Origin of the sequence: Amphibacillus jilinensis Y1, assembly GCF_000306965.1 — a bacterium.
GTDB classification, from domain to species: domain Bacteria; phylum Bacillota; class Bacilli; order Bacillales; family Amphibacillaceae; genus Amphibacillus_C; species Amphibacillus_C jilinensis.
In genome coordinates this window covers 114,707-128,011 of sequence record NZ_JH976436.1, presented here as the reverse complement: position 1 = coordinate 128,011, position 13,305 = coordinate 114,707, and the positions used below count along the sequence as shown (strand labels likewise).

The following is a 13,305-nucleotide window of genomic DNA, read 5'->3' as shown; positions in this document are numbered from 1 at the left end:
AAAACCTGTATAAAAGGGGAAACACATGCCGAGAATGCACAATTACGAAGAGAATCAACTAAATAAAAATGTGATCCCGTTCATTCCCGAAGGTGAATTTTATTTCGCTAAAGGTGTAGATGCTTTTTATAAAAGAAAGTTTGATATTGCATTAAAATGGCTTAAAAAAGCAGCAGAAACTGATCCGAAAGAAGCTCTATATCAAGCACAGATGTCGATTATATATACTGAAATAGGTGCATATCATGCAGCTAATCAAGTGTTAACTACAATCATTAAAGAACATGGTGAATCCTATTATGACTGTTATTATTTAATTGCAAACAATTATGCCCACTTAGGCTTATTAAGAGATGCTCAAAAGTATGCCTCGCTTTATTTGGAAAAAGATCCCGATGGTGAGTTTCACGATGAAACAGAACAATTATTAACATTATTAGAACTCAGTTTAGAAGATGAAGAAACTGATGAATCATTTGCAGAAGAAGATGAATGGCTTATTTATCAGGAAACAGCATTTTACCATATCCAGCGCCATGAGTGGGTATCAGCATTACCGATTTTGCAGGAAATGATGACAAGGTTTCCTAGTTATGCGATGGCCAAACATCAATATCACTATGCGTTATTCTTTTCTGGAAAACGTGATGAGGCAATTGGTCTAGCAGAAACGTTTTATAAAAATGAACCTACTTCGATTTTGTCGAAGACAAATTTATTGATTTTTCATGCAGAACAGGGACATATTAATATAACAGAAGCTTTTATAGAAGCGTTGATTAATGTATATCCGATACAAGTTGAACAATCATTACGGATTGCCATTGCTTTATCTTATACAACATATTTGACTCAAGCCTATCAGCGTTTTAAATTATTAACAAAATCCAAGTTATCCAATCATTTGGATTATTTTCGCGCCTTTGCTAAAGTTGCATATTTAAATGATAATAAAGACCATGCAAATCAGATTTGGATGGAAGGATGTCACCTTCATCCAGAATTAGCTAAAGAAAACGCCCCATGGTCTAGGATATAAAATAAATGAGCAGATAAATAGACGATTTATCTTTAAAATACGATAATGGGTATAGTAGTAATTGTGATTCATCACAGGCAATCGTCCGTTAAACTTCTACCACAAAATAATGAGGGAAGCTCATCGATTTAGGTGAGTGCTAACTGTCGGTAATGTCCTGATTCACTCAACTACCAATCACTGGAGAATAACGCCAGTGATTGAAGATTTGTTTTTATGAAATAATTGAGAAAAGGAATGATGAAAAATGACAAATGAACGGATATATGATGTCATCATTATTGGGGCTGGTCCTGCTGGAATGACAGCTGCTGTTTATACCTCTCGTGCGAATTTAGATACGTTAATGATTGAAAGAGGTATACCAGGTGGGCAAATGGCAAACACTGAAGATGTAGAAAATTATCCTGGCTATGAGAGTATTCTAGGTCCCGATCTATCTAATAAAATGTTTGAACATGCTAAAAAATTTGGAGCAGAATATGGATACGGTGACATTAAAGAAGTCGTTGATGGAGAAGCTTATAAAACCATTAAGGCTGGAGATAAAACGTATAAGACGAAAGCGATTATTATCGCAACGGGTGCTAAGTATAAAAAGTTAGGTGTACCAGGAGAAGAAGAACTGTCCGGACGAGGTGTTTCCTATTGCGCGGTGTGTGATGGCGCATTTTTTAAAGATAGGGAATTGATCGTTGTCGGTGGAGGCGATTCTGCAGTCGAAGAAGGGGTCTATTTAACACGCTATGCTAGCAAAGTAACGATTGTTCATCGACGTGATGAACTTCGTGCTCAAAAGATTCTTCAAGATCGAGCATTTAAAAATGATAAAGTTAACTTTATCTGGGACACTGTTGTAAAATCCATTAATGGTGACAATGGTAAAGTTGGTTCTGTTACTTTAGAGAATGTCAAAACGAAAGAAACATATGAACATCCTGCGGGTGGAGCATTTATTTATATTGGATTAGAACCACTTAGTGACCCTTTTAAATCATTAGGCATCACGAATGAAGATGGTTATATTCCAACAAATGAAAAGATGGAGACGCAGATCCCAGGTATATACGCAGCTGGCGATATTCGCGAGAAAGAATTACGTCAAATTGTAACAGCAACTGGTGATGGAAGTATAGCTGCACAAAGTGCACAAGCATTTATTGAAGAGTTAGAAGAAAAATTAGCAAAAGTCAACTCATAAGGGCTTGTAGTGATAAGATGAAATGAGTGAACGTAGCGCTTGGTATTAAAAAAGTGCAAAGTAACCAATCTTTACCTGATCTTAATGCCACTGTAACACGGATGAAACACTAATGGGGTATACTAAAATTAATTAATTAACCCCCCTTTTTAAAATATATGACATTGACGCACAGACATAGTCTGTGTCTTTTTTTTGCATTTTAAGATAGGGGTATTATTGGTAAATGATGCTCTTAAGTTATAGGAAATACTCACACCATGTCAAAGCGTGTTCACTAGTCAGCGTTTAACTGTTATAGTATAATGAAGGATGAATATAAATGAAGAGAGTGAATAGATTTGCAGCGTGTCACCAATTGCTTAATTATAAATAATCATCAGGTTCTCTTATTAAAAAAGCCACGTTATGGCTGGTATGCGATGCCAGGTGGAAAGATGGAACCTGGTGAATCAGTTCAAGAAGCTGTAATAAGAGAAGTTAGAGAAGAAACAGGGTTGCAATTGATTAACCCTCAACTATACAGTGTGGCAACGATGGTAAAGGAATCGGCGCAGTTTCCCACCAATGAGTGGATGATGTTTACTTTTAAAGCGGAGCAGTTCTCGGGTGAGTTAGTGGAAGAATGCTTAGAAGGAGAGCTCGAATGGATTGATCTCGCACAATTGTCTACCATTCCCACTGCTCCAAGTGATAAAGTCCTTCATAGAGCTGTTATTGAACGAAATCAACAGATCTTTGCAACCTTTACATTAGATGAAGATGATCAATTAATTAACTATCGAGTCAATCAAGGTTAATTAAAGACAGGGAGTGATGAAATGGCTAGAAAAGATGAGACGAAACTCGTTATTATTACAGGAATGTCAGGTGCAGGGAAAACAGTTGCTGTTCAAAGTTTCGAAGATTTAGGGTATTACTGTGTTGATAATTTGCCCCCTGCTTTATTACCTAAATTTTTAGAGTTGATGAAAGATGCAACGAATAATATTAACAAAGTAGCCCTTGTTATGGATTTAAGAGGGAGAGAATTCTTTGACTCTTTATTTGATGCCCTTGATCATTTAACAGATTCGTCATGGTTAGAAGAACATATCCTGTTTCTTGATGCCCAAGATAAGATGCTTGTATCACGATATAAAGAAACGAGACGCCAGCACCCTTTAGCACCTGAAGGGTTACCGTTAGAAGGTATCCAACAAGAGCGACGAATATTGGGTGAATTAAGGGGGCGGGCTCAACATTTTATTGATACGACAACTTTAAAACCTAAAGCACTCAGGGAAAAAATTGTACAGAAATACGGTGAAGAAGAACAACAGATCTTTTCGATTCATACGCTGTCATTTGGTTTTAAATATGGCATGCCGATTGATGCTGACCTCGTCTTTGATGTCCGATTTTTACCAAACCCTCACTACGTTGAGCATCTTCAGCCTTTAACTGGCTTAACAAAGGATGTCGTAGATTATGTCTTTAAATGGACGGAAACACAGAAATTTATTGAAAAGCTACTTGATTTGCTTGCTTTTATGCTTCCTCAATATAAGAAAGAAGGAAAGTCTCAGCTCGTTATTGCAATTGGCTGTACAGGGGGACAGCATCGTTCCGTCGCCTTAGCGGAGCACATTGCTAAACATTTCTCCAATCAATATATTACCCATGTTGCACATCGTGACATTGATAAAAGGAAGGGACATTAGATAAATGCAAGTAGATAAAAAAACAGTTGCTGTACTAGGTGGAGGGACTGGGATGCCTGTCCTTTTACGGGGGTTAAAGCATTATCCAATCCATTTATCTGCTATTGTAACGGTAGCAGACGACGGGGGTAGCTCTGGTCGGCTAAGAACAGAAATGGCGATGCCAGCACCTGGAGATATCCGAAATGTAATTGCAGCTTTAGCAGAGGTTGAGCCGATAATGGAACAATTGTTCCAACACCGTTTTCAAAATGGTAATGGTCTAATGGGACATACAATGGGCAATTTAATCTTGGCCGCAATGACTGCGGTAACCGGCGATTTCTATAATGGAATCAAGGAGATAGCCCGGGTATTTAATGTGAAAGGGCGGATTTACCCAATTGCCAATCAAAATATGTTTTTACATGCTGAAATGTTAGATGGTGAAATAGTCTCTGGTGAATCAAAAATCCCATTGGCGAAGAAAAGAATTAAGCGTGTATTTATTGAACCAGAAGCTATTGAACCCTTGCCAGAAGCTGTTACAGCAGTAAGAGAAGCGGATTTAGTTGTTATATCACCAGGTAGCCTGTATACCAGCACATTACCGAACCTTGTTGTGCCTCAAATTGCTGATGCATTAAGAGAAGCAGAAGGAAAAGTGGTCTACGTATGTAACGTCATGACACAGGCAGGAGAAACTGATGATTATTCAGCCGCTGACCATGCTCAGGCTATTATTGATCATGTTGGTGAAGGGTGTATCGATAAGATCTTGGTTCATAATCAAGACATTACCGAGTCAATGCGGATCAAATATGCAGAAGAAAATGCAACGCCTGTAGATTATGATCGAGAACGCCTTGATCTTCTCGGTATGGAAATTATTGAAGCTGACATTATTGATGAACACAAACGATTATTACGTCATGATAACAATAAAGTCGCCCAATTACTCTGTTCGTTGATTGATATTACTAAAAGTGAGCATGACAAAGAAAGGTGAGTAAGCCATGTCTTTTGCATCAGAAATTAAAAAGGAAATGACACAAATTGATAATAAACCGTGTTGTCAACAAGCAGAATTAGCGGCGCTTATACGGATGAATGGTGCGATATCGATTGCTAAACGATCCTATCTGTTAGATGTTCAAACTGAAAATGCTGCTATTGCTCGACGCATTTACACATTAATTAAATCATTGTATCCTTACCCCATTAAGTTACTCGTTCGAAAAAAAATGAAATTAAAAAAAAATAATGTTTACATTGTCCGGATTGAAGAAGGAGCTAAAGCGTTATTAAATGATTTAGCAATCTTATCTGAACCCCTTTCATTAGTTCGAACGATTTCTGACAAGTATTTAAAGAAAGAGTGTTGTAAACGCGCGTACTTAAGAGGAGCGTTTTTAGCTGGTGGCTCAATAAACAATCCAGAGACATCTTCCTATCATTTAGAGATCGCTAATGCCTATCAAGAACATAATGATTCGTTATGTCAATTAATGAATGCGTTTGGTTTACATGCCCGTATTCTTGAACGGCGTAACGGTTATATATCTTATATTAAAGAAGCGGAGAAAATTACTGAATTTCTAAATTATACAGGTGCACATCAAGCATTGTTAAAGTTTGAAGATGTCCGTATTATGCGAGATATGCGTAACTCTGTTAATCGACTTGTTAATTGTGAGACAGCCAATTTAAATAAAACGATTGGTGCGGCTTTTAGACAAGTTGAAAATATTAAGTTTATTGAGAAAGTAGTAGGTATAGAAGCATTACCAGATAAATTACAAGAAATAGCGCGGCTTCGTATCGAGCACCAAGATGTCTCATTAAAAGAATTAGGTGAACTTGTTAGTGGAACGAAGATTAGTAAATCAGGAATTAATCATCGTTTGAAAAAGATTGACCAATTTGCTGAGCAATTAAGAGCTGAGCATCATATGTTAAGTAATTCGACACAACAGTCCTGATTGCAACGGTTAATGACAGTAGAAATGGAGTAAAGGTGATAGAGACTTATGCTAAGACATTTTTCAGGGAAGGTACTTACACGCTTATCAGCTAGGTATAAAAATGGATAATGGAACATATGCTGTTATCGTTTGAGTGTCAAATGGAAAGGAGCTTATGCCATGGTAGAAAAAACATTGGTTGTTGCTGTTAATCCAGGATTACAGGCTGGGGTCGCATCTGAATTTGTACAAAAGGCAAATAGTTATGTCTCTGAAATTTTTTTGGAAAAGGCAAACAGACGTGTTAATGCTAAAAGTATTATGGGTTTGCTAAGCTTAGCCATCACTAATGGAGATAGCATTACATTGCTTAGTGATGGGGATGATGATCAAGAGGCGATTGAAGTCTTAGCTAATTTTTTATCCAATCCGTCTTAATTTTTCATAAACAACGTCACTTTAGGTCAGCTGCACCCTCCATTGTTAGTCACTAACAATGGAGGGTGCAGTTTGTATTATCTTTTAATTTCACAAAAAATATATACCAGAGCTATTGACAACTTTTCTTGTCATCCGTTACAATATTGACAAGGAAAGTTGTCAATATGACATTTATTTTTGTCGATCATCTGTGATTTATAAAGACAATGTTATATGATCAAAGTGATCAATTAAGCGACAGCTTCATAGCAATAAATGATGAAAGGAGTATGGAGATGTCATTACATATAGAAAATGTTACTAAACGTTATGGCAAATTTACAGCCGTTGACCAGCTATCCCTTGATATCCCGGAGGGTCAAATTTTTGGTTTCTTGGGATCTAACGGGGCAGGGAAGACAACGACGTTTCGAATGATTTTAGGCTTGATTGACGCAACAGAAGGTAAGATTACGTGGGAGGGCGAACCGATTAATTATCAAAGGACAGATCAAATTGGTTATCTGCCTGAAGAACGCGGTTTATACCCTAAACTGAAGGTTAAAGATCAAATTATTTATTTAGGCCGCTTAAGAGGTATGGATAAGAAAGAGGTCTTAACAGAATTAAATAAATGGTTAGAACGCTTTAATATTACCGATTATTTAGAAAAAAAGGTAGAAGAGCTGTCAAAAGGAAATCAACAGAAAATCCAGTTTATTTCAGCGGTGATTCATAAACCGAAATTATTAATTCTCGATGAACCCTTTACCGGATTAGATCCTGTCAATGTTGAGTTACTAAAAAATGCTGTTGTTGAATTAAAAGAACAAGGAACAACTATTGTTTTCTCTTCTCATCAAATGGGAACGGTAGAAGAATTATGCGAATATCTTTGCATTATGCAGTACGGTAAGCCGATTGTTTATGGTGGATTAAAAGAGATCAAACGCTCTTTTGGTAAAAAGAATTTATTTATTCATGCTGATTTTGATTTAAGCTTTCTAAAAACGATTGACGGCGTAGACAATCAAAAATTAACGCCTGAAGGTTGTATTTTGCAAATTAAAAATGAAGATGTTTCTCAAGCTATTTTGGAACAATTACACCAAAAAGGTTTTGTTCGTAAATTTGCTTTAGAGGAACCATCCTTAAACGATATTTTTATCGAAAAGGTAGGTGAATCGTATGCGTAAGTTTGGTGTCGTTTTATTACATTCGTATTTATCTCGCTTGAAATCTAAATCATTTATGATTACAACGGCTTTATTTTTACTCTTTATTATTGCTGTCGGAAACCTTGATTTTATTATGAATTTATTTGATGGTGATGGAAGTGCTGATCAAGTAGCAGTTATTGACGAGACAGAAGATATTTACCCATGGCTAAGTGAACAGATTGAACAAGGTGAACACACCTTTGAATTAGTTGATTTTGAAGGGACAGTCGAACAGGCTGAAGCGGATATATTAAGCGGTGAATATGTTGGTGTGCTGTCATTACAAGCAGACGATCAAGATTATTTTATCGCCAACTATCACACTGATCAATTGATCAATCAATCGGTTCAAAATCAACTTGATAACTACTTGCAACAATATAAGATAGCTTTAGCCACAAATGAAGCGGGGATCGATCAAGAAGTGATTGAATCGATTTATCAACCGATAGTATTTGAGACGGTAGCAATAGAAACAGCAGATGGTCGTACGGCTCGCTCAGAAGAAGAAATTGGTGTAGCTCGTGGGCTTGTCTATGTCATGCTATTTGTACTCTATTTCGCTGTTTTAACTTATGGAAACATGATTGCTATGGACATTGCTAATGAAAAATCATCAAGGGTGATGGAAATATTAATTTCAAGTTCACCACCAATCAGTCAAATGTTTGCTAAAATAGCAGGTATAGCCTTACTTGGATTAACTCAGATTGGTTTATTTTTTGTAGTAGGTTATTATATGATTGAACGCGTGCAAGATGAGTTAGTCGGTGGATTCTTTGAGGTGTTCGGCTTTTCTGAAATTGCTGTATCTACTTATGTCTATGCGGTCGTCTTCTTTTTACTCGGCTACTTATTGTACGCAACATTATCAGCAATGCTTGGTTCACTCGTTAGTCGGATGGAAGATGTTAATCAATTAATGATGCCAGTTATTCTGCTGATTGTTGTTGCCTTTATGCTCTCCATGTTTGGCATCAATATGCCGGAGGCTAGTGTAGTAACTGTTACTTCTTACATTCCTTTCTTCACGCCATTGGTGATGTTTTTACGTGTAGGTTTACTAGAGGTTCCTGCATGGGAAGTCGCGTTGAGTATTGGAATTTTAATCTTTACGATACTGCTGTTAGCTTATATAGGTGCTAAAGTATACCGCGGTGGGGTGCTCATGTACGGAAAAGGAAGTTCGCTTAAAGATTTTAAACGCGCACTACAGTTAGCAAAAAAAGATAAATAAAAGAAGAGCCTGATTGTCTATTAAAAATAGATGATCAGGCTTTTATTACAGATAAGCGTCCGTAAAACTCACGCTGATTGAAGGCTTGGTTTATAATGCCTGTAGAAAGCACAACATTTTAATAAAGAAATGGTAACTCAAATCGTATAAGTAAAGTGTATTTAATAAAACGAACGTGCATTCGCTTTTATGATCTGGTAAAATAGAGTAAATAAAGCAACCGATTTATCACTAATAAGTATCGTAAAACACTCGCTGATTAAAGGTTCGTTTTTTCCCTACGTCAAAGTAAAATAAAAGGCTAAGTTAAAGCCTTTAATCGAGTATAAGAGGAGAGCTATTCATGGAAAAAAAGATTAGCTTTATTCATTGTGCTGACTTACATTTAGACAGCCCATTTAAAGGAATGAGCAGATTGCCTGCTCATTTATATCAACAATTGAAGCGAAGTACTTTTGATGCACTAGATAACTTAGTGGCGCTAGCAATAAATAAGAATGTTGATTTTATTCTCATTGTTGGCGATGTATTCGATGAATCGATTCAAAGTGTTTATGCAGAAATGCAATTTTTAATGGCTTGTCAAAAGCTCGAACAAGCAGGTATTGAGATCTATCTATCTTTCGGTAATCATGATTATAATCAAACAAAACAACGCTTTGTGCAGTTTCCGGATAATGTTCATCTTTTTGATAGCGATCAAGTGACGTCTAAAGTATTTAAAAAAAATGGAAAACCTTTAGTAGCTATTCATGGTTTTAGTTATCTTGAGCGGGCGGTTACGATTAATAAAACAGATCAGTATCAAGCTGTTCCTAATTTACCCTATCAAATCGCCATGCTTCATGGGAGTATCCAGCAATCAAAGGAGCATGACCATTATGCACCTTTTCAATTAAGTGATTTAATAAACAAACCATTCGACTATTGGGCGTTAGGCCATATACATAAGCGTGCGATTTTAAGTGAAGATCCACCTGTTGTCTATTCGGGTAATACACAAGGCCGTTCAGTTAAAGAGGTAGGAAAAAAAGGATGTTATTTTGTATCATTAGATCAAAGTAAAAAAGCACAAATCCACTTTGAAGCTTTACATGCGATTCAATTTGATCAATTAACGATTGATGTAAGGCATTGTCAACAAATTGACCAACTCTATCAGATCCTTAGTGATCAGATGAAACAGTTAGAAAAAGCACGCCGGATCTTATTCATCAAATTAATTAATTATCAAGATGCGTTACTATCTCTTTATCATCAAGGGAAAATAGCGGATTTGATTGATGTACTTAATGAGCAATATCAAGACCAGTCAGATTGGCTATCGATTCAACAAGTGACGTTAACAGAGCAAGCTAAATCGATCGACACGACATTAGAAGCACGAGATCCTTTTATGAAGGAATTGTTTCAAGGATTTGATTCGATTGATTGGGATGAAGTGATGTCAGAATTATGGCACCATAGAAAAGCACGTCGTTTTCTTAATGGGTTAACAGAAGAGGAAAAACAACAAATTGCCGAGGAAGCGAAGCAGTTATTAAGATTTCAATTGACAGGGAACGATACATATGAAGATTAAACGGATAGATATATATGGATTTGGTAAATGGCAAGATAAGTCGTTTGACCTGGAAGGAAAAGGATTTGTAGCTATTATTGGGGACAATGAAACAGGCAAAACGACTTTACGAGCATTTATATTATTTATTTTATTTGGTCTCTCTCCACAGAAGCGCCAGCGGTATCTGCCTAAACAAGGTGGTAAGCTAGGCGGGCGCTTAGTCGTTATTATTGATGATAAAGACTATACGATTGAACGCATTCATGACCGAAATCAAGCAGAACCGGTCTGCTACAACGCAAACGGTCAATTATTGTCTAAGGATTGGTTATTCACACAATTGAACGGTGTGACGCGTGCGCTTTTTGATCAAATTTTTAATTTTGATGTACTTAGTTTACAAATAGGTGAGCAACTGACGCGAGATCAATTAGGGCAAGTATTATTAAGTGTTGGTATGACTGGATCAGACCGGATTTATCAGGCCGAAAAAAATCTGAAGCAACATATTCAAAGTCAGTTTAAACCCCAGGGTAGAAAGCCACAATTAAATCAAATGATTGAATTATTAGATGAACAAGCAGACAAGGTAAAACAGTTAGAAGATGATATCCCAGTATATATTCGACATCAGCAATTAAAAAGGGAATATCAGAAGCAAGTTGAACAGACCGAACAAGAGCTTCAGTCGTTAAATTCTTCTCTCGTCGCTTTAAAGGAGCAGCAAAGACTTTATCCTTCACTAGAGAATTATCAGCTTGTCAGTGAACAGTTAAATGCGTATCCTGATCCATTTCCATTTCCCGAGCAAGGGGAGGCTCGTTTTAAACAGTTAAAGGACGGGTTGCAACCACTTGAAGCGGAGTATGAAGTGACTTTGCAAAAAATAACCGATCTAAAAACGGATTTAAATGCCCTTCAAGATAAGATGACCTCAAGTCAAATCAAACAAGAAATTGATCAAGTGCTTAAGCAAAGCCAATCCTACTTAGAGGAACGAACGTGGATTAAACAACATAAACAACAAATCGATGAATACACAGAAGAGATTAATGAAAGGTTAGACCAACTTAAGCTTGCCATTACAGAGACAGAATTGCTCAATTTGCCTTTTGGTTATGGAACAGGAGAAACATGGCAGCATATTAGTGAGCGCTATGTTAAATTCAATGAAGAAAAGACGATATTGCAGAAAAACTTAACGAAGTTGAAAGAAGAGCATAATAAACAAAGTCAAGACTGGCAATTATTAAAGGACCATATATTAACTTCATTTGAACTCGAAACCTTAAAAGATGAAAAAGACCAGTTGATGGATGCAATCACACAATCAAAGTCATCGCTTTCTAAAGAGCAACTTGATCAGTTGGCAACAAAGCAGCGAAGCGTCCAGTATATTTTATTTGCATGTCTAACTTTAGTTGCAATCAGTCCACTTATCATTTCCTTTGAATGGTGGTGGTTATCAGGTTTCATTATGATCTTAGGGACAACAGTGTTAATCAATAACAAACGAATAGAACGTCATGTCTTGAGTATGACACAAGACTGGCGAGATCAACATCAAAAAGAGATTACCGCTTGTATAGAAAGGAAAAAGCAGATCGACGATCAACTAAATGAACACCATACGTACCGTGATCAATTTATTTTATTAGAACAAGTGGTCGAACGGAATGAGACGGATCAATTAAAGGTAGGTCAACAATTGGATCGTGTAGAGCAACAATTGCAAATACTTGATCAATCGATTGATGAGCAAAGGTCATTATTCCCTTTGTTAAAACAGTTAACGCCTGAGCGCTGGTCAAGTCTTTATGATCGATTACACACTTTAATTGAGTTAATTAAAAAGCGAGATCAGTTAATGGAGCATCAGCAAAACTTGATTGATCAACAGGGCGAGTTTGAAGATAGGGTTCAAACAGGTTTAGCTGGCATGTTGGATTTCCAATCCCTTTCCTTCATTGATGCTTTGGAAGAACTCAAAACAATTTCAATTGAACAAAAGAAGCTCCTTCAACAGCAAGAAACATTGACCGAGCGTTTGGCATATCAAGAGGAAGCTTTAAAGACGTTAACGGCAAAAATGCGTCCCTTTCAAAATGAGATAAATTCACTACTAGAAAAAGCTGCGGTCGAAGACGAAGAGGCTTTTATTGGACAAGCTCAAGCGTATGAACATTGGCATCAATTAAAAGGAAAACAAATGCAACTCGCACAACAAATTAAACTACATTTACCCGAACAGCAAAGCGAATGGCTCAAGATAGGTGGTCATCCTGTCTCGCTATCATCGATTGAAGATAAGATCAATACCTGCCAAGGACAATTAGAGGCATTAAATGAACGACTTAACCAACTACGTCAACAAGTCGCTGATCAGCAAGCGATTTTAAAGCAACATGAGCAGTCTAGACAATTGGTTGATGTTAAACATGATTATTATTATTTAAAAGAGAGCTTTGAATGGAATGCCAAACAATGGCTTACCTATCAATTAGCTTTAAAGCAGATTGAAAAAACAAAGGAAAAATTCCAAATTTCATATTTACCTACTGTCTTAGAAAAAGCCAGTTATTATTTTAATAAAGTTACAGGGCAAAACTATCAACATTTATTTTTTGATGACCATGAGCAGCGTATACATGTTTTAACAGCGACAGGTGTAAGCTACCAATTGGATGAATTATCACAAGGTACTTTAGACCAGTTATTTATTAGTATTCGCTTTGCTATCAGTGAATGGTTAGCTATTCACGCCACACTTCCTTTCTTAATCGATGATGGCTTCGTGCATTTTGACCAAAACCGTTATAAGGTGATTTATCAAATGATCAAAGAGTTAAAAGGTAAACACCAAATTATATTTTTCACTAAATCAAGTGAGATTTTTGCAAATAAGGGATTGGCTAATCAAGATAAATATATTACATTATAGAGAAGAGGACTTCACAAGTTAACCGAAAGAGTGGTAC

Annotated in this window: 11 protein-coding genes; all 11 read left to right on the top strand. The window is 36.6% G+C overall.

Annotated features, from left to right (window positions below):
- Window positions 1-25 precede the first annotated feature (25 nt).
- The 11 genes from B494_RS0110905 (at window position 26) to B494_RS0110855 (ending at window position 13,268) form a co-directional block, all read left to right on the top strand.
- Complete coding sequence (locus B494_RS0110905; protein ID WP_017472435.1) at window positions 26-1,039, top strand: tetratricopeptide repeat protein; 1,014 nt, start codon at window positions 26-28, stop codon at window positions 1,037-1,039.
- Window positions 1,040-1,286: 247 nt separating this feature from the next.
- Window positions 1,287-2,240 (top strand): thioredoxin-disulfide reductase, encoded by a 954-nt coding sequence (gene trxB, locus B494_RS0110900; protein ID WP_017472434.1) that lies wholly within the window; start codon window positions 1,287-1,289, stop codon window positions 2,238-2,240.
- A 341-nt stretch (window positions 2,241-2,581) separates the two neighbouring features.
- Window positions 2,582-3,040, top strand: coding sequence for an 8-oxo-dGTP diphosphatase (locus B494_RS0110895; protein ID WP_017472433.1), 459 nt, complete (start codon window positions 2,582-2,584; stop codon window positions 3,038-3,040).
- Window positions 3,041-3,061: 21 nt separating this feature from the next.
- Window positions 3,062-3,943 carry an RNase adapter RapZ gene (rapZ, locus tag B494_RS0110890; RefSeq protein WP_017472432.1) on the top strand — a complete coding sequence of 294 codons (882 nt, stop codon included), beginning with the start codon at window positions 3,062-3,064 and terminating at the stop codon, window positions 3,941-3,943.
- A gap of 4 nt (window positions 3,944-3,947) precedes the next feature.
- A complete protein-coding gene (locus B494_RS0110885; protein ID WP_017472431.1) occupies window positions 3,948-4,931 on the top strand; it encodes a gluconeogenesis factor YvcK family protein in 984 nt (327 codons plus the stop codon).
- 7 nt (window positions 4,932-4,938) lie between these two features.
- Window positions 4,939-5,904 (top strand): DNA-binding protein WhiA, encoded by a 966-nt coding sequence (whiA, locus tag B494_RS0110880; RefSeq protein ID WP_017472430.1) that lies wholly within the window; start codon window positions 4,939-4,941, stop codon window positions 5,902-5,904.
- Between the two features lie 162 nt (window positions 5,905-6,066).
- The gene (locus B494_RS0110875; protein ID WP_017472429.1) at window positions 6,067-6,324 is read left to right on the top strand and encodes an HPr family phosphocarrier protein; all 258 of its coding nucleotides are present in this window, start codon (window positions 6,067-6,069) and stop codon (window positions 6,322-6,324) included.
- A gap of 278 nt (window positions 6,325-6,602) precedes the next feature.
- Complete coding sequence (locus B494_RS0110870) at window positions 6,603-7,502, top strand: ABC transporter ATP-binding protein (RefSeq protein ID WP_017472428.1); 900 nt, start codon at window positions 6,603-6,605, stop codon at window positions 7,500-7,502.
- Window positions 7,495-8,763 carry an ABC transporter permease gene (locus B494_RS0110865; RefSeq protein WP_017472427.1) on the top strand — a complete coding sequence of 423 codons (1,269 nt, stop codon included), beginning with the start codon at window positions 7,495-7,497 and terminating at the stop codon, window positions 8,761-8,763. Before B494_RS0110870 ends, B494_RS0110865 begins: the two co-directional genes overlap by 8 nt.
- A 343-nt stretch (window positions 8,764-9,106) precedes the next feature.
- Complete coding sequence (locus B494_RS0110860) at window positions 9,107-10,345, top strand: metallophosphoesterase family protein (protein WP_017472426.1); 1,239 nt, start codon at window positions 9,107-9,109, stop codon at window positions 10,343-10,345.
- The gene (locus tag B494_RS0110855; RefSeq protein WP_017472425.1) at window positions 10,335-13,268 is read left to right on the top strand and encodes an ATP-binding protein; all 2,934 of its coding nucleotides are present in this window, start codon (window positions 10,335-10,337) and stop codon (window positions 13,266-13,268) included. The genes B494_RS0110860 and B494_RS0110855 overlap by 11 nt, the downstream gene beginning before the upstream one ends.
- Window positions 13,269-13,305 lie beyond the last annotated feature (37 nt).